23 protein-coding genes and 1 pseudogene are annotated in these 24,001 nt (G+C 42.0%); 6 read left to right on the plus strand and 18 right to left on the minus strand.

Going from position 1 to position 24,001, the window contains the following annotated elements; all coding sequences use genetic code 11:
• Positions 1-315 precede the first annotated feature (315 nt).
• Positions 316-1,656 carry an MATE family efflux transporter gene (locus tag ACED45_RS00710; RefSeq protein ID WP_171732482.1) on the plus strand — a complete coding sequence of 447 codons (1,341 nt, stop codon included), beginning with the start codon at positions 316-318 and terminating at the stop codon, positions 1,654-1,656.
• Positions 1,657-1,926: 270 nt separating this feature from the next.
• On the opposite strand, the gene ACED45_RS00715 is transcribed toward ACED45_RS00710, so the two are convergent.
• Entirely contained in the window at positions 1,927-2,853 is a 927-nt protein-coding gene (locus tag ACED45_RS00715; RefSeq protein WP_371713124.1) for a LysR family transcriptional regulator, read from the minus strand.
• Positions 2,854-2,954: 101 nt separating this feature from the next.
• Between ACED45_RS00715 and chrA the strand changes: the two genes are divergently transcribed.
• Positions 2,955-4,103 carry a chromate efflux transporter gene (gene chrA, locus ACED45_RS00720; protein ID WP_371713125.1) on the plus strand — a complete coding sequence of 383 codons (1,149 nt, stop codon included), beginning with the start codon at positions 2,955-2,957 and terminating at the stop codon, positions 4,101-4,103.
• Positions 4,104-4,253: 150 nt separating this feature from the next.
• On the opposite strand, the gene ACED45_RS00725 is transcribed toward chrA, so the two are convergent.
• The 16 genes from ACED45_RS00725 to ACED45_RS00800 form a co-directional block, all read right to left on the minus strand.
• Entirely contained in the window at positions 4,254-5,174 is a 921-nt protein-coding gene (locus ACED45_RS00725; protein ID WP_371713126.1) for a glycosyltransferase family 2 protein, read from the minus strand.
• Positions 5,167-6,948, minus strand: coding sequence for a hypothetical protein (locus ACED45_RS00730; protein ID WP_371713127.1), 1,782 nt, complete (start codon positions 6,946-6,948; stop codon positions 5,167-5,169). Before ACED45_RS00730 ends, ACED45_RS00725 begins: the two co-directional genes overlap by 8 nt.
• A gap of 18 nt (positions 6,949-6,966) precedes the next feature.
• Positions 6,967-7,971 (minus strand): tetratricopeptide repeat protein, encoded by a 1,005-nt coding sequence (locus tag ACED45_RS00735; protein ID WP_371713128.1) that lies wholly within the window; start codon positions 7,969-7,971, stop codon positions 6,967-6,969.
• Positions 7,968-8,939, minus strand: coding sequence for a type II secretion system F family protein (locus tag ACED45_RS00740; protein WP_371713129.1), 972 nt, complete (start codon positions 8,937-8,939; stop codon positions 7,968-7,970). Before ACED45_RS00740 ends, ACED45_RS00735 begins: the two co-directional genes overlap by 4 nt.
• 3 nt (positions 8,940-8,942) lie before the next feature.
• The gene (locus ACED45_RS00745) at positions 8,943-9,908 is read right to left on the minus strand and encodes a type II secretion system F family protein (RefSeq protein WP_371713130.1); all 966 of its coding nucleotides are present in this window, start codon (positions 9,906-9,908) and stop codon (positions 8,943-8,945) included.
• A gap of 9 nt (positions 9,909-9,917) precedes the next feature.
• On the minus strand, positions 9,918-11,369 hold the full coding sequence (locus ACED45_RS00750; protein WP_048664540.1) for a CpaF family protein: 1,452 nt from the start codon (positions 11,367-11,369) through the stop codon (positions 9,918-9,920).
• 33 nt (positions 11,370-11,402) lie between these two features.
• Positions 11,403-12,623: an AAA family ATPase gene (locus ACED45_RS00755; RefSeq protein ID WP_048658131.1), complete on the minus strand. Its 1,221-nt coding sequence runs from the start codon at positions 12,621-12,623 to the stop codon at positions 11,403-11,405.
• A gap of 26 nt (positions 12,624-12,649) precedes the next feature.
• Entirely contained in the window at positions 12,650-13,147 is a 498-nt protein-coding gene (locus ACED45_RS00760; RefSeq protein ID WP_048658132.1) for a TadE/TadG family type IV pilus assembly protein, read from the minus strand.
• Complete coding sequence (locus ACED45_RS00765) at positions 13,147-13,575, minus strand: TadE/TadG family type IV pilus assembly protein (RefSeq protein WP_019824856.1); 429 nt, start codon at positions 13,573-13,575, stop codon at positions 13,147-13,149. Before ACED45_RS00765 ends, ACED45_RS00760 begins: the two co-directional genes overlap by 1 nt.
• A 2-nt stretch (positions 13,576-13,577) precedes the next feature.
• Positions 13,578-14,840, minus strand: a complete 1,263-nt coding sequence (locus ACED45_RS00770) for a pilus assembly protein TadG-related protein (protein WP_371713131.1) — start codon at positions 14,838-14,840, stop codon at positions 13,578-13,580.
• A 16-nt stretch (positions 14,841-14,856) separates the two neighbouring features.
• On the minus strand, positions 14,857-15,153 hold the full coding sequence (locus ACED45_RS00775) for a hypothetical protein (protein WP_170960817.1): 297 nt from the start codon (positions 15,151-15,153) through the stop codon (positions 14,857-14,859).
• Positions 15,116-16,570, minus strand: coding sequence for a type II and III secretion system protein family protein (locus tag ACED45_RS00780; protein WP_048605622.1), 1,455 nt, complete (start codon positions 16,568-16,570; stop codon positions 15,116-15,118). The genes ACED45_RS00775 and ACED45_RS00780 overlap by 38 nt, the downstream gene beginning before the upstream one ends.
• An 8-nt stretch (positions 16,571-16,578) precedes the next feature.
• On the minus strand, positions 16,579-17,328 hold the full coding sequence (gene cpaB / locus ACED45_RS00785; protein ID WP_371713132.1) for a Flp pilus assembly protein CpaB: 750 nt from the start codon (positions 17,326-17,328) through the stop codon (positions 16,579-16,581).
• Positions 17,321-18,670 carry an AAA family ATPase gene (locus tag ACED45_RS00790; RefSeq protein WP_371713133.1) on the minus strand — a complete coding sequence of 450 codons (1,350 nt, stop codon included), beginning with the start codon at positions 18,668-18,670 and terminating at the stop codon, positions 17,321-17,323. The genes cpaB and ACED45_RS00790 overlap by 8 nt, the downstream gene beginning before the upstream one ends.
• Positions 18,671-18,707: 37 nt before the next feature.
• Positions 18,708-19,238 carry an A24 family peptidase gene (locus tag ACED45_RS00795; protein ID WP_048658136.1) on the minus strand — a complete coding sequence of 177 codons (531 nt, stop codon included), beginning with the start codon at positions 19,236-19,238 and terminating at the stop codon, positions 18,708-18,710.
• A 157-nt stretch (positions 19,239-19,395) separates the two neighbouring features.
• The gene (locus ACED45_RS00800; RefSeq protein ID WP_004734461.1) at positions 19,396-19,566 is read right to left on the minus strand and encodes a Flp family type IVb pilin; all 171 of its coding nucleotides are present in this window, start codon (positions 19,564-19,566) and stop codon (positions 19,396-19,398) included.
• 194 nt (positions 19,567-19,760) lie between these two features.
• Here ACED45_RS00800 and ACED45_RS00805 point away from each other — a divergent pair, with 194 nt between their 5' ends.
• Together ACED45_RS00805 and ACED45_RS00810 are read left to right on the plus strand one after the other, a co-directional pair.
• Positions 19,761-20,504, plus strand: coding sequence for a helix-turn-helix domain-containing protein (locus ACED45_RS00805; protein WP_048658138.1), 744 nt, complete (start codon positions 19,761-19,763; stop codon positions 20,502-20,504).
• Positions 20,505-20,587: 83 nt separating this feature from the next.
• Complete coding sequence (locus ACED45_RS00810) at positions 20,588-22,276, plus strand: AMP-binding protein (protein WP_371713134.1); 1,689 nt, start codon at positions 20,588-20,590, stop codon at positions 22,274-22,276.
• 91 nt (positions 22,277-22,367) lie between these two features.
• On the opposite strand, the gene ACED45_RS00815 is transcribed toward ACED45_RS00810, so the two are convergent.
• Positions 22,368-22,574, minus strand: coding sequence for a DUF1127 domain-containing protein (locus tag ACED45_RS00815; protein WP_102393184.1), 207 nt, complete (start codon positions 22,572-22,574; stop codon positions 22,368-22,370).
• 103 nt (positions 22,575-22,677) lie between these two features.
• On the opposite strand from ACED45_RS00815, the pseudogene ACED45_RS00820 reads away from it, so the two are divergent.
• Together ACED45_RS00820 and ACED45_RS00825 are read left to right on the plus strand one after the other, a co-directional pair.
• Positions 22,678-23,627, plus strand: a pseudogene (locus tag ACED45_RS00820) (LysR substrate-binding domain-containing protein).
• Between the two features lie 45 nt (positions 23,628-23,672).
• Positions 23,673-23,885, plus strand: coding sequence for a VF530 family DNA-binding protein (locus ACED45_RS00825; protein WP_017106559.1), 213 nt, complete (start codon positions 23,673-23,675; stop codon positions 23,883-23,885).
• Positions 23,886-24,001 lie beyond the last annotated feature (116 nt).

Here is a 24,001-nt window from a genome sequence, read left to right on the forward strand (position 1 = left end):
AGTATATCGCTGAGTGCCTTTTTTACATTTGAAGCCAAGTAATACAAAAAAACAAGTATTTAGACTATTTGGCCTATCATGACCCTTTTGCTGTAGTCCGCTAACACTCGCAAGCTTTTACTCACAAAAAACAAAGAGTGCTCATGCTATGAAATCCCGCTCAAAAGTTTCATCACTCTCACTGAAACACTGGGTTCTGAAGACTTATTCGAATTTTATTTATCCTTATTAGTCTTCCGGACATTAATTTGATAGTCGTTTACTAAATAATCGCTAAACTATAGTGTCGCCTCCCCCTTTTTTGAGAAAACCTAAATGCCTAATGCTGATTCCACCCTAAACAAACGTATGGGAATCGTTGCGCTCACCTGGCCAATTTTTATCGAAGTTCTTTTAAGAACCGCACTCAACACCAGTGATGTATTCATGTTATCGGGATACTCGGACAAAGCCGTGTCTGCCGTTGGTGTTATTTCTCAGATATCCTTTTTCCTGATCATTGTCTCGACTATGGTCAGCAGTGGTACAGGGATTTTAATCGCGCAGTACAACGGTGCCTCCCGCACTCAAGAGAGCGCTCACGTGGGCGTAGCGAGCATCATTCTGGCCATTATTGCTGGTGTGCTACTGAGTGTGATTGCCGTTCTTGTTGCTGAATATTTTATCCCGCTCTATCAACTCGAACCTCAAGTCGAGCAATACGCACAAGAGTACCTATTCATCAGTGGTGCTCTCACCTTCAATGTAACCATTGGTGTGGTTCTCACTACTATTCTGCGCAGTCATGGCTATTCAAAGTCACCAATGGTGATCAACATGATTGCTGGCGTCATCAACGTATTCGGCAACTATTGTGCCTTATATCAACCTTTTGGTTTGCCTGTATACGGCGTGCAAGGGGTTGCGACCGCGACTGTAATCAGCCAAGTGATCGGGATGTTGATCTTAATTGGTGTGGTCAGAAGCAAAGGGATAGATCTACCAGTGAAGCAGTTTAAATCTGTGCCTAAAGCCATCTATCAAAAAATCATTAAGATCGGCTCGATGAACGCAGGAGAAGTGCTCTCTTATAACATGGCTCAGATCAGCATTACCTTCTTTGTAGTGCAGATGGGCACCTCTTCACTGGCTGCGTTTACTTACGCACAAAACATCGCTCGCCTCTCTTTTGCGTTTGCACTGGCGATTGGTCAAGGCAGCCAAATCCAAACAGGCTATTACATTGGCAAGGGTTGGATCGACGAGATCACCAAGCGCGTGCAACGTTACTTTGTGGTTGGTTTTATCGCCTCAACTGCGATTACCTGCATGGTTTATGTGTTCCGTTTCGAAATTCTCGATCTGTTCACGCAAGATCCAGAGATCGTTGCGCTAACTGCCGCGCTGATTGCAGGTTCCATCATTCTTGAAGCTGGCCGAGTATTTAACCTGATCTTTATCTCTTGTCTAAAGGCCGCTGGCGACATTAAATTCCCGATCAAAATGGGTATTCTCAGCATGTGGGGCATTGGGGTTGCCATGAGCTACTTGCTTGGCGTGCATTGGGGTTATGGCGTATTAGGGGCTTGGATGGCAATAGCGATGGACGAGTGGTTCCGTGGAATCATCATGGCCTATCGCTGGCGAGCGAGGAAATGGACTCGATTCTCTTTTTAGGTTGTTGTTGATACGTCTAAATTTATCTCGACCAAAAGAAAAAAGCGCTAGGGGGAGCTAGCGCTTTTAAGACCAACTAAGTCCGTTTAGCCTGGTAGATTTTTAAGCTATATCATGAGGATATAACCAATTTTTTTACTTAGGTAAATCAAAAAGCCTATTCTTTACGACTGCTTTGAGTCGTAAATTAAGTATAATCGGGTTCTTATAATAAACCGGATTTTTCTAAAATTAATTCATATAAATTTGACGATTAACCGACACAATAAACTATTCGGAAATCACAGATGAAATCGCATTAGTAATCAACTTTCTAAGTCGTTTATTTTTATCATCTAAATGCTTTGCCTTTCTATAAACAAGCTGGATATCAAAATCTGGAACATCAATCGGGGGTTTCACCGCTAGTAAGGTTTCTTCACTATCCATATCCTTGCGCGCAACGAGCTTGGGGACAATACACAATAGTTCTCTACCACGAATGAGCCGCTTAACAGTTAAAAAGTTACTGGAAGATATCGCGACTTTCCGGCTTAAACCGAGTTCAGCTAAACGAGTATCTACTCCCGTCTTTAAAGCCCCAGCCGGGGAAACGAGTGCGTGCTCGACAGCAACAAATTGTTCTAGCGACATAGGTTCCTCAATAGATATAACCGATTGGTCAAGTAAACAAACATGTTGCTCCGTGTACAAATGCTTTGTTCGATACTGCTTTGATACCTCACCAAAGCTGCCTATCGTCATATCAAGCTTGGCATCTTCAAAGACTTGCTGGTAGTTACTCCGGTTTACATTGAACAACGCTACTTGGGAGTAAGGAGAGGATTGCTTAATCAGGTCAAACAATATTGGAGCGAACATCTGCTCGGCATAATCAGTGAGACCAATCTTCCAAGTCCCTTTATAAGTTTCTGCATCAAACGATTTTGACAACAGCACCTCAGACTGGATGGTATTTAGTAGTGCTTCGACGGTACTGGATAATTCGATGGCTCGGTCTGTCGCCTCCATCTTGCTACCCACACGCTCAAACAAAGGGTCATCAAACAACTTCCGGAGCCTTTGTAAGCTATGACTCATCGCGGATTGGCTGATATAACAGCGTTCAGCGGCCTTACTCACGCTATTCGTTTTATACAAAGCCTGCAGTGCAATCAACAAGTTAAGGTCGATCCCTTTCCAATTAAAATCAGCCATGCCAAACAACCCATTTCATTCATAGTTATAATTAAAACAATTAATTTGAATCATAGTTTAACTCCACCTAAATTACGCTAAACATTTATCTGGAATCGATCATGCTTTCAATTTTTAAAACCTTTTTCTGGCTTGGCTGGATTAGCTTCGGTGGACCAGCAGCACACATTGGCTACTTCCGTAAAACCTTTGTTGAAAAACTGAATTGGTTGTCCGACGAAGAGTACGGGCAAATTGTCGCCCTCAGTCAATTTCTTCCGGGCCCAGGTTCAAGTCAGGTTGGCTTTGCGGTTGGCTGCAAGAAAGGAGGCTTAACAGGTGCGATTGCTGCATTTGTCGGCTTCACTTCTCCATCTGTCATTCTGATGCTGATTTTGGCGTTAGTGAGTAACCAATTGTTGGAAGCTCCGCTGTTCATCTCTGTCATCCACGGGCTTAAGTTACTCGCCGTTGTGGTTGTGGCTGATGCCACTTTCGGCATGTACAAAAACTTTTGCCAATCGAAGATCGCGACCGCCTTATGTGTGATTACCGCAATTGTTCTGCTACTGATTCCTGGGATTTGGCCTCAAGTGTTGGTTCTAATATTTGCAGCTATGGTTGGCAGTAAGTTCTTAACCTCACAAGAGCTAAAAACGATACCTTCAACACAAAAAATATCGGTAACGCCTCTCGTGATTTTTGTTGCTTTGCTGGTTGGCTTGCCTCTATTCAGTGCTTACTCTCAAGGCATTGAAGTGTTTAGCCTGTTCTATCAAGCAGGCAGCCTAGTATTTGGTGGCGGCCACGTGGTACTTCCGCTACTACAAAATGGTATTGGCGACCAACTGTCTCAAGATGCCTTCCTAACAGGTTATGCAGCGGCGCAAGCAGTACCTGGCCCGATGTTTACGTTAGCCACTTATCTAGGTTATGTGTTGATGCCATCAGCACCGATCACCGGCGCCCTACTCGCAACGATTGCTGTATTCTTACCGGGCTTCTTATTGCTACTGGGTGTACTGAAGAACTGGCAGGCGATTGCAAGCAAACCTTTAGTGGCTGGTGCACTTACAGGTGTGAATGCGGCGGTTGTAGGTTTGTTATTGGCAGCACTATATCAACCCATCTTCACAAGTGCAGTGAGTAGTGGCTTAGATTTCGCTCTGATCATTGTTGGTGTGTGGTTATTGAAAACCGTGAAGTTACCTATTGTTGGGTTAGTAGGGTTGTTCATTGTCTTTGGCGCAATGACAGGACTGGCGGTCTAATAGGTTTAAGGTAAGAAGTAAGCGAACCGCTTGCTTCTTACTTTCGTCTTTCATAATTTAATCTACCTAGCACCCGCTATATAATTAGTAATTCCATCTCAAAGCTCATGCTCTCGAGTATTGATCTCTTAGCCAAATATCTCAGCTAAGTCATTCATCGTCCTTAAATCTTAAAATAGAGAGTATTCTCATCTCTCGCCTACCTCGTGATACGTTATCGAGTATCAAACCGCAGAAAAAAGACATCACCGCGATCAAAGCTATTGAGCTAGACAAAACAGCTGTAGGTAGCCTTTCAACCAACCCAGTATCAACAAAATCAACAATGACGGGGATACCCAAGATCAATGAAATAAGACCAAGCAATATCGAGAGTACTCCAAAGAAAAACATCGGCTTTACATCTCTCAATAAGAACAAAATAAAGTTAAGAATTTTGATGCCATCGCTCAAGGTGTTCAGTTTGCTGGTAGTCCCTTCAGGTCTAGATTGGTATTGAGTCGAGACTTCTTTGATTGACATATTATGGTGTAACGCATGCACGGTAAGTTCTGTTTCTATCTGGAAACCATCGCTGAAGATAGGTGCGGTTTTGACAAATCTATGGCTCATAATTCGATAGCCAGAAAACACATCATTCAATTGCGCATTGAATGCCAAGTTAATCAGAGATGAAAACATCTTATTCCCAAGGATATGTCCTTTAGGGTAAGCCATTGAAGTTCGCTCGCGACTGCCAATGATCATATCGAGCTTTTCATTATTTAGTTGGTCGATCAGCTCGGGGCATATTGAGGCGTCATAGGTATCATCACCATCAGCCATCACATAGATATCGGCGTCGATATCAGAAAACATCCGCCTCACAACCTCTCCTTTACCTTGGCGCGGCTCATGTCGCACAATCGCCCCTGCTTGTAACGCCTCGTTGACCGTGTTGTCGGTTGAATTATTGTCATAAACATAAATGGATGCATCAGGTAAGGCTTGTTGAAAAGACGTGACCGTTTCACCAATGGCTCCGGCTTCGTTATAACATGGGAGTAATACTGCGACTTTCTGTTTATTCATGCTCACTCCTTACTTTAAAAACTCGATAACCATCCTCAATTCCATCATATGTAACGTCTAACCAAGCCGGAATATTATCCCCATGAAGTCTCCTAACTAAAGAGTCCTCGCTTCCAGAGTCCTTTAGGAGAGTTAAATGAGGGTCATTACCGATCAATATATAATCAACCTTTTTATCGACTATTTTGTTTCTTGCTAGAAGCATGTCCTCTTCTAACATCACTTCGATTAAAAATTGGTTACCCACAATATTTCTATGATAAGGCGCGGCAATTATATTGTTGTTCGTTTTGGCCAATACAGGTGCACCTGTTTCTATTCCTGAAAGAATTGTATGAGAGTTAATACCGTTATCTTTTAGCACCTTAAAGATGACCGGTAACTTATCGGTCTCATCAAGTTTGGTAGTCACTTCCTCTGCTGGAGACAAAACGAGAATGACAAACGCTAACGCCAATGGAGTGCCTGAGAAAATAATCAGCACTTTCAGTAGTGAATACCTAACGTATTCAGACACCTTAATTACAAAATATGCTTGGAAAGGTGCAGCCAAAACAAAACACAACCTCATCACTCTAATCTGCCAAAACATCGCAAGGGCTAAATTAAACATAAAAATGAGATACAAGATCGCACAGTGCGGGTTTTTATTTCGAAAGAATGGATACAACATTGCGGGAACTAATAGCAACAAATAATTATCCACTGAAAAAAAGCCATTCATTGCTATGTATGTTGCGACAGATTTAGCTTCGGCAACTTGGTCAAGCCAATACAGCTTTAGTATCGGTGGGTAATCAATAAACAAAGCACTAGTCAGTGAGGGGTAAAGAATAACAACCGGAAGTAAACACAACAAACCAAGAAAAACAAACAACAAAAACCTTTGAGTTAAGTTTTTTCTATTATCGTTCAATCGGTTGTAAGCATTGACAAACACCCAACCACTAAAAAAAAGAATGATGATAATAAATGAGATTTCATCATATTTAAAAGCAAAGAACTCATCATAAGGCCTATTTAATAAAACAGCACAAGCTCCAAAAATCGAACAAGTTACGTATAACTTAGAGACATAACTAAACCACTCGTCACGAACGAAGCAGTAATACACAGTATAAATAATTAAGAAAATCATAAACAAAAAAACATTATCCATCCCAGTCCATAGAGATAGAGACACGAAAACGGCCTGAGCATACACTCGCCATGATTGCCTTAGGTTGTTGATAGAAGTCGGTGTTACTGATAAGAAGAGCGTTGCCAAAATAAGTTGAATATTATGATGGTCAATAGAACCAGGTAAGAAGTGTATTATCGCAGGAGAAAAAATAGCAAACATCGTGCTGATAAAGCGGTACTTAGCGCCTAAGAAACGTTCGCATAAGTAAAAGCACGATAATGCGAAGAACAATAAATAAAGCAAAGGGACAATAGAAATCGAGATAGTATAAGCAAGGCTATCATCAACCATAAATATCAATGGGAAAGCGACTGAAGAGAGCATTAGATCCGGAAATCGAGACCAATGAATAATAATACCGTCATCGGCATTAAAGTTACTCATTGGCTCTAGGTACCAATGACCATTCCTCATCCACTCCTGAAACTGAACAAAACGCATATAATCGTCATTGTCATTCAGGTTGAGTATTGAAATGCTCTCCCACTTATAAATAAATATAAAAATGGCACATACGAGCCAAATTACAGAAATAGCTATGATGTCTTTATTAAAACTCTCACTTTTAGGCAATATGAATATCCTTTTCATTAAGCCAAAATCAAATCACTATTGTTCCATCTCTCTCACTTCCGCTAGTGCTCTGTTTAAGTTTTCATTTGCTACTTTGTAGTAAGATGATTTTTTATCGATAGCTTGCTGTAGATATGGAACCGCCTGATCAGGTTTTCCTTGTAAGATTAGGAAGTAGCCAACATTATTCAACGCTTCCGGGGCATCCATGTGCCTCATGAACACGTTGGTTGCCTTTTTAATATCCCCAGAGGCTAAATAAATAAGTGCTAGATTATTTTGAGCTTTTTCATTATTCGGTTCTAACTCTAAGGCTGAACGCGTGTATTGATACGCTTCCTTGTAGTTACCATACATGTAGTGGGAGTAGCCCATATTCAACAAAGCTTTAACTGAGCTTTTATCTATCGTCAGTGACTTTTTGAAGTACTCTTGTGCGATCTGATGCTTTCCGTCAACATCTTCCAATACACCAATCCCCATATAAGCCAATGCTGGGGACATGCTGTCTACCTTCAAACTGGCCACTTCACTTTGACTCAACGCTTGGTAATTTTGGATAGTTTCGCTGCTTTTTAAACGAACCTGGTCTGAATTAATCGCTTTAAAGAAATAGCTTCGACCTTCATCGGTACGGCGTTGCTTGGTATACAAAACACCTAACTGCTCCAATACTTCGGTGTGGGCAGGATTAAAATCTAGCGCTGCTAGGTAAGCTTTCTCGGCCAACGCATAATTACCGCGAGACGAATGTATTTGGCCAATAGTGAATAAGGTTTTATCGTGAAACTCTTTTTCAGGGAAGGACAAAGAGCGTATATATTCATATAAGGCCAAGTCTATATTGTTGTCTCGCAGAGCAATGTCACCGCGCATAATTGCTTCTTTTTCATTTAGTGGTGGATCATCACTAGTTAAAGAATCGATTGGTTTACCAGAATACAATTCTGCATCAAATTGATTGGTCGGCTCATCCGAAGAAGCACAACCAAGTAGCAAAATTGGCAATAGTAGAAGAATAAACTTGTTGTATAGCATCATAAACTTGCTCCCGGCGCAGTTAATGCGTCCATTACGATCAAGAGTCCAGGGCCAAGTGCGACAATGAAAAAACAAGGCCAAATAAATATCAACATAGGGAATAACATCTTAGTCGGTATTTTTGCAGCAATTTCTTCAGCAGCTTGCTGACGTTTATCTCTAAAGTCTTCTGTATAATCACGGAGTGTTTGCGCTAAACTCCCCCCCATTCTCGACGCATGAGAAAGCAAAGAAACCAAACCTTCCAACTCGACTAAACCGGTTCGTTCGATAAGCTGCCTAAGCGCATCAGGCATGGTGACACCCGCTTGGATTTTAGCAAACACAGTCTCTAGTTCATCCGCTAGCTCCGGCTGAGAGACATAGAGCTCAGATGCGACACGTCCAAGGGCAGCATTAAAACCAAGCCCAGACTCGGTACACACAACAAGAAGATCAAGCGCATCAGGGACACCGTTTCTAATTTTTTTCTGACGCTCTTTTTGTAACTTACTCAGTACAATATTTGGCGTAAACGTTCCAAGAAAAACACAGGTCATGATGAGTAAGTTATTGTAGTCTCCACCCAACGATATGTAATAGACCATAAAAGCAGCGACGATACCTATTAAGCTAGATAAAACCTTCAACGCATAGAAAACTGATAATGAACTCTTCTCATGGAACCCAGCATGCATCAGCTTTTCTGAGTAAGTTTCATTATCCTTTTTGTTACCTTTACTTATAAAAGGGCTTAATGATTCAAGCGTATTAGAGAAATCGTATGGTTTCCTGCCAGTCGGAGATCCGTCTTCTGATATTTGTCTCAGTTTCTTGTCCAAAGGAGAGCGGGATCCTAAAAAAAGAAATCCAAGCGTTAGTGTTAACAAGACTGTTGTAAGCAAAATCATCGCATAAATAACTACTTGAGAGCTGATCCCAAACTCTTCTAACATCTGCTTCCAGACTTCAATATTGAGTAGTTCCATAAGTTAAATCTCTATGCTGATGATCTTTTTAATCCACAAGGCCCCGATGGCCAAAAGAACAATACCGGCACTGACCATCGATAAACCGCGTGGGTCTTTATAAAGTGGCTCGATATACTCTGGGCTAGCTACCCTCAATGCGAAAAACAAACCAAAAGGCGATAACGTTAAGATCCATGCTGATAAGCGACTTTCAGCAGAGAGTGTTTTTACCTTCCTTTCCAGTTTAAAACGCGCTCTAAGTACTTCTGATACCTTTTGCAGGTTCTCAGATAAATTACCCCCAGTCTCTTTTTGCAACATTACGGCACTAGAAAAAGCCAACATTGATACCGTGGGTACTCGCTCTGTCATCTGTAAAATCGCTAGACGTAAATCATAACCATAATTAAGTAAGTTATAGGTGTTCTTAAATTCGGTACCTATTGGGTCAGGAAGCTCTTCGCCAACCTCATTAAATGATTGAACGAGCGGTTGCCCTGCTTGTAAGGCACGTCGAATAATATCCAACGCCTCAGGAAGTTGTTCTTCAAATCGAGCCATTCGGTAAGTCACTCGGTTTTGCACAAACAAGTAAGCAATAACCCAAACGAAAATGAATGCCGCGACACTTATGAACCACACTTGGTTGGTCATTATCGATATCAATGAGAGCAATACAGCGCAAAGAGAAATAATCAGTAAGAATCGGCTTAATGCCACTTTCATACCTGCCAGTTCCAACATTTTTTTCAAGCCCGCGAAAAAAGAGATAACGATGAGCTTACGATCCAGCGGGGAGAGTTCTTTGTTATAGTGCTCTTTGAGTAATGACAAACTCTCTGCATCGATATTACGTTGCGTCTCTTTCAAGCGACGAGACAGCTCTTTATGCTTCGCTTTCTTACCAGCAGCAGGTAACAACAACGCTTGGGAAATAAAAAGCACTGCGATAAACAATAGGCCTAATGAAACGCTTACATTGTCCATAATCTCTCCTTAACCTTTGGTCTCACTAAAGAGCTCGAAAGGCAGGTCGAGTCCCCGTTTGACTAACTGGTCATGGTATTGAGGCACAACTCCCGTTGCCGTGAAATAACCGATAATATTGCCATCTTCATCAATACCTTTACGCTGAAAACGGAAAATTTCCGACATAGTAATGACCTCACCTTCCATGCCGTTGATCTCTTGGATACTCACCATACGACGCTTACCATCTTCTTGGCGTTCCATTTGAACAACAAGGTGGATAGCCGAAGCTATTTGCGCTCGTAAGTTTTTGGTTGATATGTTCCACCCAGCCATCGAAAACATGTTTTCGACACGACTCAAGGCATCACGGGGGGTATTTGCGTGAATGGTGGCAAGTGAACCATCATGACCCGTGTTCATCGCCGCTAGCATGTCAACGGCTTCGCTACCACGTACCTCCCCGACCACGATTCGATCAGGTCGCATACGTAAGGTATTTTTAACCAATTCGCGCTGGCTAATTTCTCCCTTCCCTTCAAGGTTGGCAGGGCGGGTTTCTAAGCGAATTACATGAGGTTGTTGAAGTTGTAATTCCGCCGAGTCTTCTATGGTAATAATTCGTTGATCTCGAGGAATAAAGCCAGAAAAAATATTCAGTGTTGTCGTTTTACCAGAGCCAGTCCCTCCGGAGATTAAGATATTTAATTCACCTTTAACCGCAGCTTCGACAAACTTAGCCATCTGAGGAGACACTGAGTCATAGTCAATCAAGTTATCCATAGTCAAACGGTCAACAGCAAAGCGACGGATAGAAACGGAAGGACCATCAAGTGCGAGAGGCGGGATAATTGCGTTAACACGTGAACCGTCAACTAAGCGCGCATCGACCATAGGTGACGCTTCATCTATGCGACGCCCTACTTGGCTTACGATGCGGTCGATAATGTTTCTCAGATGGCGGTCATCAAGAAAAGTATAGGGCGTTTTTTCGAGTTTACCTCTTCGCTCAACGTAAACACTTTTAGGGCCGTTGACCAATATATCTGACACGGTTTGATCAGCTAATAAAGGCTCTAGCGGACCAAGGCCAAAAACCTCATCTTCTATCTGCTTGATAACCCGCTTGCGCCCTTCCGCACTCAATGCATGGCTACCATCTTCAGCCATTAACTGTACGATGGCTTCGTGTAAATCGAGCTTAGCGCGCTCTTTCTCCAAGCTAGAAAGTAATCCTAAATCTAGGGTCTCCAGCAGCTGCTTATGAAAGAAGTGTTTGATTGAGAGCTCCTGCTCTAAAACCTTTCGAGCCTCATCAATCGCCTTCTCCTTTTCAACGCTCGCTTCCGTATTTCGAGAGTGACTAGACGCCTCCACATTGGATAAACGGTCAACAGGATTGGCATCTTCTGAATCATGCGAAATCTGTTCTACTTTTTTTTCAAACTCTGGATTTACATTTTTTCGTTTAAAGAACATCACAATCCCTCGTGTTTACTTTTCATCAACCCATTATGAAAACAACTTTTTCAGCCACCCTTTCTCTTCTTGTTCTGGTGGTGATAGAACATGAGACAAATCGATGATAGAGCGAGTAATAGAGCTTTTCTTTCTCGACTGAACTAAGGGCTGTCCCAAGTTGGCACTCTCCAGCGCAACTTTAAAATCGTTAGGCATAAGGTGTATATTATGATTACCCACCGCCTGCTCTACATCTTTTAACTTAATTGAATGTCGCTTTTCATAACGGTTGAGAATGACCTCTATTGAGTCACTTTGTAAGCCGTACTCAAATTTCAGAGATTTAATTAGTCGGCTTGTGTTTTTTACTGACACTAAGCTCTGTTGCAAAACCAAAAGTACTTTCGTCGCAGGTGATATTGCTGATGCAAACACGTGATCTAAGCCTCTAGACAGATCAATGATCACATAAGGGTAAAAGCGACGCAGAATTGGAAGTAATCTGCCAATTTTCTGAGCCTGTTCGAAATCATCTGCGTTATTCTCATGCTTAAAGCTTAGAACATGGAGACCTGATTCGTGTTTATTTACCAATGACCCCAAAGACATTTCATCCAAATCATTAGAACTGTTGATCGCATCCGAAACACTATAAGTGGGGGTTATGTTCAAATAATCAGGTATCACGCCAAATTGAAGATCGATATCGAGTAAAAGTACTTCGTTAGGATGTTGCGTGGCCATCTCAATGGCAGTATTTAACGCTAAGGTGGTTGCACCCATCCCTCCTTTGGTGTTCAAAAACAAGATAAACTCTCCGTAACTGGAGTTCTCAAGCTTTTCAGAGGCCGTTTTCTTCAAGAGTGGCAGTAGGTCAGATAGGGTCACATTGTGAGACAAAAAATCTGAAGCTCCTAAACGCAGTGCGATTTTTAGTGACCCATTATCACTTTCATCACCGAGCACAACTAAAGACAAGTCCTTGTCTTCTAAAGACAAATCATACCCTTGCAGCTCAACCATTTTTTGCGCCCAATTCCCGTGAGCTTCAACGAAAATAAGCTCTGGAACATCCGCACTTTTTAAGTACTCCTCACTCATTGCCGCAAGAGAAAACGACGTCACATGAACATTTCGGCATTTTTTTAGCTCTTGAGTCATATGCAAATGAAAGGCGTCAGTGCTGTAGACTAACCAAACCTTTAGATTCGTTCTTAAACGCGTCATATCCTTATCGTTTTCATTAGGCGTTATTTTGATCGCTTCCCCCATATATTCATCTCCTTTTAAATAACCGCTTATGGGCACCGATTTTTGATGTCTGTGCCAGCTTCAGCCCTTACCACCCCTAAGCTTTCTGCTGGCAGTATTGTTTCAAACGCAGGGGCTGCAAGAAATCCATTATTTCCTAGAAAGCTTAGGTTACTGATTAACTGAATGCCATAACCCGTAGCCCTAGCACGCACAAATTTAATGGTGCCAAATCCGGGATTAGTCTCGTAACCAGACGTAATTTCACTACCGCTCGCGTCTAAGTAAGCCACTTCTAAATTCGCATTAGTAAACCCAACAAGAGGAATATCATTCACCACCATTCCCGCAATATTATCTCTATCAAGGACGTAGCATACCGTCGCTAATCTAGCGGCCTTCCTCGTCGCCTCACTGACCATTTGCAGCGAAAATATATAGGCACCCAACGCTAAAATGAGAAAGAGCAGTAGAAAAATTAACGATGAGACTAAAGTGAACTCAATAATGGCCAGCCCTTTGATTCGTCTTTTAAGCCTTTTCATCACAATACCCTCATCACCGAAGTGACACTTAACGGAATAGAAAAACTTGTGGCGGATAAAGGAATAGACAGAAACAACGGCACATAGTCATATGTCACGCTGACTCGCACATAGCTGTCAATAGAGGGTGGTGTTACTGTTACATCCGATGTCGTCAATGTAGATAGTACTGCCGTCCCCACGCTGCTCTGACCGTAAACCACCACATTTTGAATCTCCAAAGTTGGTGCAATAGTGCCACCTTTGGTATCGTAAACCTCACTAACAGCATATCGTGCGCCATTTTGTACAGATTTAGAGATAACATTGTAGTGAATCAGAATATTGCCAAGCTCAATCACCAACCCCAAAAAAAACAGTAGCACAGGGGTAGCAATAACCATCTCTACAGCAGCAAAACCACGTTGATGTTTATTAGATAGTGTCATAATTACGACTCCCCGCTATCAGGATCCTTATACAAAACAATCCTGTAAGCCCCTTCGGTTGTCGACTGATTACTACTAGAGCCACCAGTAACACTGCAAGAATGTATAAACTCACCAAAAACGGCGGGTGTACCTGAGTTGTTCGTTGGTGCTTTTTGCAACAAGAAAAAGCAGCCAATTTTATTCACTGTAAAGTCGGTAGAGCCGCCACTTTTACCCGAGCAGTCCACCATAGGTATAGGTAAAATACGACGCCAAGCAACACCATTAGATGCGCACCCAGCACCGCCACTTGCTATACAGGCATTGGTATCTAACTTATATTGAGCGTAATCGTAGCTATCATCGAAAGTGATCTCTCCGTTATTGGCATCAATCGTTATTTCATTGGTAGGTTCTGTGGTCACATAATCTGAAGGGTAATCAGATGCCGATAATCCACCGCCATAATCACCAAAACGAGTATTTAAGCCATCGCCTGTTGGACCAACCGTGCCGCCAGGTTTGGTTGTTATATCTTCACCAATTTTAACTGGCTGATCATAACTACCACCTAAGCCTTCTTTGATTGTGTTACCACCAGAACCAAAGTCCAGCAGGTGATAATTACCATTACCCATTTCAGATAGGCTACTGTCTCCAACCTTCAAGGCGTGAACGGTTCCAACTTCATAACCGAACACATTGGTTATCTCTTCACCGGTTTCGTCATGATAACCATCTTCATTAACATCATTATCAGAAGTACCATCACCAATACACACTCCAATGGGTACAACATTATTATAAGCTAGGCCTGAACTCGGTCCTGCGACAGCACTTGCCGATACCACTTTTTCAAGGCCAAACAGTTGAATAAAGAATTCGTCCATTTCTAGTGCATCTACGCGAACACGCACATAAACATCATCATTTGCACCAAAAGTTGCGCTGCCAGTAAAGTCCTGTGGATCATTGGAATAATCAATACCTATAGAAGCGGTAGAGAAATCAATTTCTTGGTTCCCGGTTGAAGCCGCCATGGCATTAAGTGCCGTACCCACTTCTGCGTCTACAGCGTCTTTATCTTTACTATTGTCTAATATGGTTGCGGCAGCCAACGCTGCAGAGTCGACTGCATTTTGTAAGCGCGTTTTATTCACGACCATATGATTTATGTCTATAGCTAGCGCTGAGACAGCTAGAAAAACCAGCAAAGCAGCAGTAATCATCACCGCAACTAAGCCTTGTTGTTTTTTAGGGCTTTGTGATACTCGATACAACATATGAGTACCTCCAGATTTAGTTAAAATCTTCTAAGATCTGGCTACTACTTCCGGACAGATCATTTTCACCTCTGCCAACATATCTGTCGTAACCAGTCTGCATCCGCTCCCCTGTACCATCAGGTACTTCGAGTAAATTCTCTTGGGTCGCATTAGGGTTATACGTTTGCTCTGTTTTCACTAGTGCTACCGAATGCCCTAAACGAGCATCGTTCGCACAGCCAACCAATAACATTGCGAGAAAGATCATCATTATTTTAGTCATATCTATCCCCTTATAAATCATGGCCAAATGAGCCTTCGCTACCACCATCGGTCGGTGATATATCCTGTGAAGCTTGAGATTGTTCTGAATCAGATTCAGACGGTTCAGCGATGTAAGCGCTTCGGCCTAACAAGTAATATTCCAAATCATTAGGATCAACAAAGGCATCAGTTGGTAACGTTACTTTCGTTCGGTCAATAGGTTTAGCGAGTCGAGGAGTAACAAGAATAACGAGCTCTGTTTCACCAGATACATACTCTTGGCTATTGAAAAGCTGACCTAAAATCGGCACATCGCCAAAGCCTGGCATCTTGTTACTGATGTCCCTAACATTCTCACTCAACAACCCCGCAATACCGATGGTTTGACCGTCGGCTAACTCAAGCGTCGACGATGCACTTCTTCGGGTAATTGGAGGGATAAAGTAAGTCGCATTGGTGGTACCAGGATCAATCGTTAACGAGCTACTATTGGCAATCTCACTCACATCAACCGCTAAGTTTAGGTTGATTTTTTTGTCACTCAGTACCGTTGGGATGAACTTTAAACCCACACCATATTCTTTATATTCAATGGTAATACCATCTTCGTCAGGCACCGGAATGGGAAATTCTCCCCCCGCTAAAAACTCAGCCTTTGAACCGCTTAGCGCGGTTAAGTTCGGTTCAGCCAAGACTTTTGCCACACCATTTTGTTTTGCTACGTCCAATGCGAAAGTAAACAATGTATTGCTATCAATGAAAGAACCTAAAATGCCGTAATCGGTAGAGGTAGGAATATTGAAAATTGGGGTTGCACCTAACACTCCGGCAGGGACTGAAGACGCCCCCCAAGAAAAGTCAGACCCACTGGTTTGGAAGAAATGGAAGTTCGCATCAAACTTTCTTACCAAGCTTCTTTGAACCTCAGCAACCGTCACCTCTAACATGACCTGCTGAGCCCCTCCGATCGACATTAAATTAATAACACCTGTCGCTGCAGCTTGTTCACTTCCGCTTTCTTTTGATGCGTCAGCAGCCTGCCCTGACGAATAGGTTTCTGCGATTCGCATCGCCACATTCATTTGTTGTTGGTTGCTGACCTGACCGCTCAATAATAGACGGTTCTGCGCACTGTGCACTTCGATAGTTTCATCAGGAAGGAACTCATATAATTTAGCTTTAAGGCTATTAAGATCATGAGTAACCTCAATGTTAATAGACTCAATCAACCGACCTCGAGAATCCCAAGCCATTAGGTTTGTCGCACCTAATTTTTTACCAATTAAAAACACTTCATTTGATTTTAAAATTACAATATCTAAAACTTCAGGATCACCAAGAGAAACCTTCGCCGCTTTTCCCGACAGCACGACATGCGTAGATTTATGATGTGGAACCGTGACTGTTTTTCCCGTTTGTAACGCCGCAACACTGGCCGTCGAAATACAAATCAGGCTCAAAACACACGCAATTAATATTCTCATATTTCACCTCAATCCTTGACGCGCACATTAGATGTTTCTGTACCTTTGATAATGGTGACACTTGGTCTAGGCACATATCGACGAACCACTTTTTTCTCAACTTCATGTGGGTTTCTCAAAGTCAGCTGAATATCGCCTTTGCTTTTAGCCGTGAGAAGTTTCTCTGCCTCTTTCGGCGTCATCTCAAGTGTTACCGCTCGTACAATAATCGGACTGTTTTCTTTCGTTTTAGCCGTTTGGTCGACAGCCAAAACCTTAATGTCTTTTAATACTGTTTGAGTCGCTGCAGAATTTTTTCCGTAAGAAACGGTATTGAGAATATCAACCTTGTTACCCGGTAATAAGAAACCCGCCACACCAATAACATCATCAACACGTATCGTTACCGCACGTTTATTTTCAGGGATAAGAGCTGCAAGCGTTGACCCTTCTCCTGGTACAGTAAATCGTAACTTGTGAAGCACCTCTCCCGCATAGACAGTATTCGCAACAACCTTGCCAATAAGCTCTGCTTTACCCGAATAGTTATTTTCATTAATCCAATCAACTTCCATCAATCTGGTGGTTAAAAACTGCTCCTCGATAATAGTTCCGGCTTCAATTTCTTGTGATGCGACAACAACGGGGTGACGCTCGACCGTTTCAACTTCAACGGTTGGCTGAACTTGATCATCCATCCACTGCTTAGCAAAAAATACAGCCGCTAAGCCGAATACTACGGACAGTAAAAACAGTAGGAAAACTTGACTCTTATTCATTGTTCTCTTCCTCGTGTCCATCAGAGGTAAAATAAACTTCCCATGCCATGGAAAGAATATCGAATGTGATAACAGGTGGTAGCTGCTCAAACGAAAGAATATCTTTGCTTATACCAACGAGATCTTTCGGTAAACATGGGAAAAGTGGCACCTTAAGCAGCGTGTGCATTTGAGACAAACGCTCAAAAAATCCGTCTTGAAGCTCGACCTCTTTATCAGCAACGACGCTCATCCATAAAGCTTCATAATCTCGCTGATTAAGTGGCTTGAATTCAATCTTGTAACCTAAACGACGTAAAAAGGCAGGATCGCTTATTTTCTTGGGGTTTAGATTGGTAGAAAAGGCAAGGGTTAATACAAATGGCATCGTTATCTGCTGACCATTAGGCAGCGACAAATAGTCGAATGAGTACTCCATCGGTACAATCCAACGGTTAAGAAGCGCATCCACCGGCATGGGCTGACGACCAAGATCATCAATGACAAAAATCCCATTATTTGCCATCATTTGAACTGGTGCTAACCAAACTCGACTATTTTCTGAATGATTAACTTCAAGCATATCCATTGTCAGTTCACCCCCAACTTGGATATTTGGCCTTTCACAATTAAGCCAACGCTTGTCGTACTGATCTTTGAGGGAAATGCTTTGATCGCTGCCGTTACTATCCAACGGTTTATGATGTTGCGCCGAGAACACCTTGATAATGTTACCTAATGCATAGACTGCATAAGGAATAAATACAGAGGTGTGCAAAGCATTCACAATACGGCGCGCGACAAATGTTTTACCAGTACCAGCGTGCCCATATAACAACAAAGCACGTCCAGAATTGATTGCAGGCCCTAGCACTGAAATCATTTTATCGACACCATATACATCATCCAGTGCTGCTTCGACATGTGGCCGAGTCACTAGCTCTGCTCTCAGGTCTTGCTGCTTTACAACATCACTATATTGGGTAAGTGAAACAGGTGCGGGGCCTAAATAAGCATCACGTTTAAAGGCAAGATCAGCTTCTTCCAGCCCTTTCTCAGAAAGGGAGTAACGGACATGACTATGGGATACTGATGATAGAGAAAGATCTGAGGTAGGCTGAAATACCTCAATTAACGACTTCTTCCTTAAAACGGCCAGAGCACTTTCCACAATATGGGTGACAACACACATATAATTAGAGAGTTCTAATACATCCGACTTAGGGTAAGCAGACAAATGCTTGAGTACGAGGTTTTCAATAACGACTTCAGGAACACCCAACATATCAATAGATGTAGGAACGGCCGGGGCTGAAATTTGAGGCTTCAAAGTTGTTGGAGCAGTACGCCCTATAATATCCATATATTATTCCTCTCCACAAAGCTAACCAACAACAGGTTTAAGTAAAGTAGCTATACATCGCTAATCCCATGACAACAGAGGGTGCAAAAGGCATCGTCACCTTATTTGAATACCTAGCGTGCAAACTAGTACTTTCATTTGATACTGGTGCTACTCCACCAAGCACAATTAGCTTATTTTCAAAATAGCCTTTGATACTAAGACTGTTCGAGTTGGAAAAGTTATATAGCAAGTAGAAAGTCCCGATCACTCCAGCAGAAAGTAAGATAAAGTACGATGCATCAAGTAGTTGTCCCCACCCAAGATACATCCCTACAATACCTAATAGCTTCACATCTCCTGCAGACATAGCTCTTAAAAAATATAAGAGTAATCCAAAACAAAAAAACACCACGAATCCAACTAAGGACATTAAAAAAACATCAAAGGTGTAATTGCGGTCAAACATTGATAAAAAGTACACAAACAAAAACAGTATCAATATTTTGTTTGGTATACGATGTTTCTCAACATCGTATACCGAAACTGCAATTAGCAACGCCCAAAAAACTGAAGGCTCATTAATCATATATTCAATTCATACACTCGAAAAAATGCTCTGGATTTTGCTAAGTAAGGCTGTCGCCATCCCAGAAAAAACCAATCCTATAGCAATGACAAGTAACGCAGCAGCGATAATGTAGGCAACCGAAGTCAGCCCTCTTTGCTGTCTCACTCCTTTTCGATCATAAACCATTGACGATTGTATTAAGTTTAGCTGCCAGTGTAGTCCCTAAACCAGAAAATACGGTTGTTAAACCTAATACCAATAAAGCTGCACCGATTACATACTCGATTACAGTCAACCCTTCTTCATCTTTCATGAATTCTTTACAATTATTCAAAAACTTATCCATGAGAACCTCTCCTTGATTTACGTATCAGGCTTTGTTTACCTGTAAACTAAATCTAGAGGTGAGAGATATATTAGGTTAGGATTTTCTTGCCATTTACTTGCACTTTTTTGTGGTACTTCTAATCTAATTATTACGCATCTTAATTTATCTATTTTTAAACTCGAAGTTGAATATGAAATAGAGTTGGTATTTATATGAAAGTAGTCACACCTTTATTATCAGATAAAGACAGTGAATTTAACGCTGTTATTATCAATAAAATAAACCACTACTTCCCCATTGAAAATTATAAGCAAGATATATCTATAATCAGTAACTTAGATGTCAGACTGGTATTTTTTATCTTGAATAGACCGGATAAACTTCAACTACTTACAATGGCATTATCTATTTGTGAAAACTTGAACAAGCGAATAGTCATTATTTGCTCGGACCAGTTACCTAATATCGTTCGAAATCATAAGAATATATTTTTCATTATCGAAACAAACAGCAATCATCTGACCAGTACATTCGAAGAACTTAAGCGTAAAACACAGCATATCTTCGAACCTCACTTCGATCTCGACAGAGACATAAATAACAACAATCAACTGCCTACCAAATTGTTTACTTCTGAGGTTGTTAACTATGTTATGGATAACATAAACAAAGAAATCAGAGAAACGGAGATCGCCGAGAAGTGCCATTGTTCAACAACCTACTTTTCGAAAAAGTTTCATCTACACTTTGGGGTAAGCTTTAGAGACTTTGTTTGTGACAAAAGAGTTCTACTAGCTAAAAAGTTGATTGAGGCGGATACCGAGTCAAAAATTGCTGTAATTGCCTATCAATGTGGATACAAGGATGTGTCGTATTTTTCGAGAATTTTTAAGAAAAGGACTGGTGTAACCCCAGCAAGTTACAGGCGTGCCTGCACAGATAACAGAAAACGCTAATTTTACTCCCTAAAAGAAAAAATCATGGTACATTTAACATGATTTTAACAAAAATAACTTAGCGAAAAACATGGAGTTAGACAATGATTCAGCCTAACGAGTTTAGCCAAGAACAAGCAACAGCTCTCCCTACACCCAATGACATGATTTTAAAATGGGCAGAAGAACGCCCAAACGAAGTCTATTTGAAACAGATTATTAACCGCCAATTTGTCGAATTTACTTATAAAGAAGTAGCCGACAAAGCACTGAAACTGGCGTCAGCACTAGAAGGGCTCGGCGCCCAACCGGGCGATCGAGTCGCTCTCGTATCGAAAAACTGTGCAGAGTGGTTCATCTGCGACCTTGCCATGATGTTAGGAGATTTTGTCAGCGTCCCAATCTTTCCAACAGCTGGTGCAGATACCATCCAATACTGTATTGAGCACAGTGAAAGTAAAATAGTGATTGCAGGTAAGCTAGATGATCCTGCTGCTACCCAAAAGGTACTGGATGACAATCCGAGCTTAATCAGCATCTCTCTACCATACGATACGGCTGCCAAATGCCAACACACATTTGAACAGCTGATCGATACGCATGAACCATCCACCAAACGTCCTCAACATCACGACGACAAGTTAATGTCATTAGTGTATACATCAGGCACCTCTGGATTACCCAAAGGGGCAATGCTTACATACGGCGCCTTTACATGGTCAGTTCAAAGACTGATCGACCATATTGGTATCCAACCCGGCGATCGCCTGTTTTCTTACCTACCACTTGCTCATATTACAGAACGCGTTTACATCTTTGGTTCTTCAGTCATGGGTGGCGTGATCACGGCTTTCCCTGAATCTTTAGACACGTTTATTGATGATGTGAAAATGCATCGTCCTACTCTGTTTATTTCAGTTCCTCGCTTATGGACGCTGTTCCAGCAGCGAATCCAAGACAAATTGCCGCAGAAGAAACTGAACTTCTTACTTAAGATTCCGTTTATCAACAACATCATTAAGAAGAAGCTGGCTGACGGTTTAGGATTAGATCAAGCTCGTGTTCTTGGATGTGGCTCAGCTCCAGTATCACCCGCTCTACTGGCATGGTATGAGAGTGTTGGTTTGCACATTACCGAGGCATGGGGCATGACAGAGTCTTTCGCCTATAGCACGCTCAACTACCCATTCAGAGCCGATAAAATTGGTACGGTTGGTAATGCAGGTCCAGGGATCGAACTCAAAATAGCTGAAGATGAAGAGATTCTAGTTCGAGGCAAAGGCTTATTCTCTGGTTACTACAAAAATGATATTGCAACCCAAGAATCTTTTAACTCCGATGGTTGGCTTCATACCGGTGATATCGGTGATATCGATAGTGAAGGTTACCTAACGATTCGCGGGCGTAAGAAAGATACCTTTAAAACCGCTAAAGGTAAGTTCGTTGCTCCTGTGCCTATCGAAAATAAACTCTTTGAGTACAGCCGCGTAGAAATGATGTGTTTGATAGGTCTTGGTCTACCAGGCCCAATCCTACTGGTGGTACCGCATGACTTCCCCAACTTTGACCGAGCTCGTTATGAGAGAACGACAAAGCGCGTTATCGAGAAAATGAACGAGCAGCTCGGCTCACATGAGAAGATCAAGGGTGTACTGATGATTAAGGAACCATGGAGCATTGAGAATGGCGTGTTAACTCCTACTCTTAAGATCAAACGACATATACTTGAACAAAAGTACCACGAAGTCGGACATAACTGGCCGAAAGATAAATTGGTAGTTTGGGAAGAGTAACCAAAATAGAGAGGGAGCCATTAAGGCTCCTTTTTTGGCAGCAAAGTACGCTCAACCTTAGATTAGCCAGTCCCTCCCCTAACACTCCCACTCACTCCCAAAACGATTTTTTCAGTTCCTTATCAACTTGTTCCTGTGTAATCCCTACATCTCTCAACAAATACTCTGGTAGCTCAGACAGCTGCTTTCTGGTTCTACGATTTTGAAAGTACATGCCTAATTTAGAATAGAATTTCTTAATTGATAATGATGACAAAAATGAATGGTTGGTATTTGCGGTTGCTGTGATCGTATCCATAACCTTTCTCCTGTTGATCTCTCGCTTTGTTATGGTCAATAATTGACCAATAGAGCAACATCGACAAACGATAGATACTGGCATTCAGTTAAGGAAAACTAATGTGAGAGAGCGCACCCCACCTTTCCAAGGGATATACTATTTTTATACTGCGGCTGAAACAGGCAGTTTTAAGCTTGCAGCAGAAAACTATTTGTCACGGCTGCAGCAGTCAGCCAACAAATTCGCCAACTTGAAGAATGGTTAGGCGCAGACCTGTTTATTCGTCAGCACCGAAAAATAGTACTCACTCATGAAGGTGAAGTGCTTTACCTGCAAGCTAAGAAAGGCTTTGCTCATATTCAAGATGGAGTAAGACGAATAAACCAAGACCCCAACCCCACTCAATTGTCGATTTCGACCGTGCCCTCTTTTGCACAACATTGGTTAGTACCTAGAATTGGCGACTTCCGCGACCGTCATCCAGATTTATCGATGTTAATAGAACCGACCAACAAACTGGTTACCTTTGAAGACTCGGCTGTCGATGTCTGTGTTCGATATGGTCATGGTAACTACCCAAACATTGAATCACGTTGGTTGATGGACGAAGTGGTTTACCCTGTCTGCCATCCTATCTATCAAGACAAATATGGAATCTATGACATCAGCGATCTGCATAAAGCAGAGTTAATTGAAGACCGTTGGCCTGATATGGACTGGAATCTATGGTTAGACGTTGTTGGGGCGAAAGCAGGCCGTTCGTCACTGCAATTTGACGGCTCACATTTTGTTTTAGAGGGTGCATTATCCGTTCAGGGCGTAGCCTTGGTTAAGCACAGCTTGGTGTATCGCTATTTGCAGGAAAAGAAACTCGTCCGAATCGGTAATATCGCTCTGAAGCCTAAATACAATTATTTTTTATGTGCACCTCCAGGTTACTTCCATCGAGAAAAGATAAAACGATTCGAAGAATGGATGCAGGCTCAAGTTAAATTGTTTGGTGATACAGGTAGAGAAGAATTGTCGATTATCCACACCGATTACGAACTTAAATGGTCTGATAATTCATAAAGCGAAACTGGTATACTTAGCTCAAATAAATGGCGAGAACATCTCATGACACAAGAAAATAACCCACTTCACGGTATCACTCTTCAAAAGCTACTGACTGAATTGGTTGAACATTACGGTTGGGAAGAGTTGAGTTACATGGTCAACATCAACTGTTTCAAAAAAGACCCGAGTATTAAATCTAGCCTAAAGTTTTTGCGTAAAACCGACTGGGCTCGTACCAAAGTAGAGCAGATCTACATTGATTTAAAACGCTAGTCCCCTCTTCTTCCGCTCTATCTAAATCTGTCCCGTATCTATTAGGTGCGGGGTCACTTTATCTCACGCATCTCACGCATCTCACGCATCTCACGCATCTCACGCATCTCACGCAC

Origin of the sequence: Vibrio crassostreae (genome assembly GCF_041439375.1) — a bacterium.
Classification (GTDB): domain Bacteria; phylum Pseudomonadota; class Gammaproteobacteria; order Enterobacterales; family Vibrionaceae; genus Vibrio; species Vibrio crassostreae_D.

What these genes read in the sequence shown, in the direction of transcription:
- ACED45_RS00755 (WP_048658131.1), bottom strand. Translation starts at nt 12,623, where the DNA reads ATGGGGGAAGCGATCAAAATAACGCCTAATGAAAACGATAAGGATATG.
- ACED45_RS00775 (WP_170960817.1), bottom strand. Translation starts at nt 15,153, where the DNA reads ATGGTGGTAGCGAAGGCTCATTTGGCCATGATTTATAAGGGGATAGAT.
- ACED45_RS00750 (WP_048664540.1), bottom strand. Translation starts at nt 11,369, where the DNA reads ATGTTCTTTAAACGAAAAAATGTAAATCCAGAGTTTGAAAAAAAAGTA.
- ACED45_RS00770 (WP_371713131.1), bottom strand. Translation starts at nt 14,840, where the DNA reads ATGTTGTATCGAGTATCACAAAGCCCTAAAAAACAACAAGGCTTAGTT.
- ACED45_RS00730 (WP_371713127.1), bottom strand. Translation starts at nt 6,948, where the DNA reads ATGAAAAGGATATTCATATTGCCTAAAAGTGAGAGTTTTAATAAAGAC.
- ACED45_RS00805 (WP_048658138.1), top strand. Translation starts at nt 19,761, where the DNA reads ATGAAAGTAGTCACACCTTTATTATCAGATAAAGACAGTGAATTTAAC.
- ACED45_RS00765 (WP_019824856.1), bottom strand. Translation starts at nt 13,575, where the DNA reads ATGACACTATCTAATAAACATCAACGTGGTTTTGCTGCTGTAGAGATG.
- ACED45_RS00745 (WP_371713130.1), bottom strand. Translation starts at nt 9,908, where the DNA reads ATGGACAATGTAAGCGTTTCATTAGGCCTATTGTTTATCGCAGTGCTT.
- ACED45_RS00810 (WP_371713134.1), top strand. Translation starts at nt 20,588, where the DNA reads ATGATTCAGCCTAACGAGTTTAGCCAAGAACAAGCAACAGCTCTCCCT.
- ACED45_RS00740 (WP_371713129.1), bottom strand. Translation starts at nt 8,939, where the DNA reads ATGGAACTACTCAATATTGAAGTCTGGAAGCAGATGTTAGAAGAGTTT.
- ACED45_RS00795 (WP_048658136.1), bottom strand. Translation starts at nt 19,238, where the DNA reads ATGATTAATGAGCCTTCAGTTTTTTGGGCGTTGCTAATTGCAGTTTCG.
- ACED45_RS00715 (WP_371713124.1), bottom strand. Translation starts at nt 2,853, where the DNA reads ATGGCTGATTTTAATTGGAAAGGGATCGACCTTAACTTGTTGATTGCA.
- ACED45_RS00725 (WP_371713126.1), bottom strand. Translation starts at nt 5,174, where the DNA reads ATGAATAAACAGAAAGTCGCAGTATTACTCCCATGTTATAACGAAGCC.
- ACED45_RS00710 (WP_171732482.1), top strand. Translation starts at nt 316, where the DNA reads ATGCCTAATGCTGATTCCACCCTAAACAAACGTATGGGAATCGTTGCG.
- ACED45_RS00815 (WP_102393184.1), bottom strand. Translation starts at nt 22,574, where the DNA reads ATGGATACGATCACAGCAACCGCAAATACCAACCATTCATTTTTGTCA.
- ACED45_RS00825 (WP_017106559.1), top strand. Translation starts at nt 23,673, where the DNA reads ATGACACAAGAAAATAACCCACTTCACGGTATCACTCTTCAAAAGCTA.
- ACED45_RS00790 (WP_371713133.1), bottom strand. Translation starts at nt 18,670, where the DNA reads ATGGATATTATAGGGCGTACTGCTCCAACAACTTTGAAGCCTCAAATT.
- ACED45_RS00780 (WP_048605622.1), bottom strand. Translation starts at nt 16,570, where the DNA reads ATGAGAATATTAATTGCGTGTGTTTTGAGCCTGATTTGTATTTCGACG.
- chrA (WP_371713125.1), top strand. Translation starts at nt 2,955, where the DNA reads ATGCTTTCAATTTTTAAAACCTTTTTCTGGCTTGGCTGGATTAGCTTC.
- ACED45_RS00800 (WP_004734461.1), bottom strand. Translation starts at nt 19,566, where the DNA reads ATGGATAAGTTTTTGAATAATTGTAAAGAATTCATGAAAGATGAAGAA.
- cpaB (WP_371713132.1), bottom strand. Translation starts at nt 17,328, where the DNA reads ATGAATAAGAGTCAAGTTTTCCTACTGTTTTTACTGTCCGTAGTATTC.
- ACED45_RS00735 (WP_371713128.1), bottom strand. Translation starts at nt 7,971, where the DNA reads ATGATGCTATACAACAAGTTTATTCTTCTACTATTGCCAATTTTGCTA.
- ACED45_RS00760 (WP_048658132.1), bottom strand. Translation starts at nt 13,147, where the DNA reads ATGAAAAGGCTTAAAAGACGAATCAAAGGGCTGGCCATTATTGAGTTC.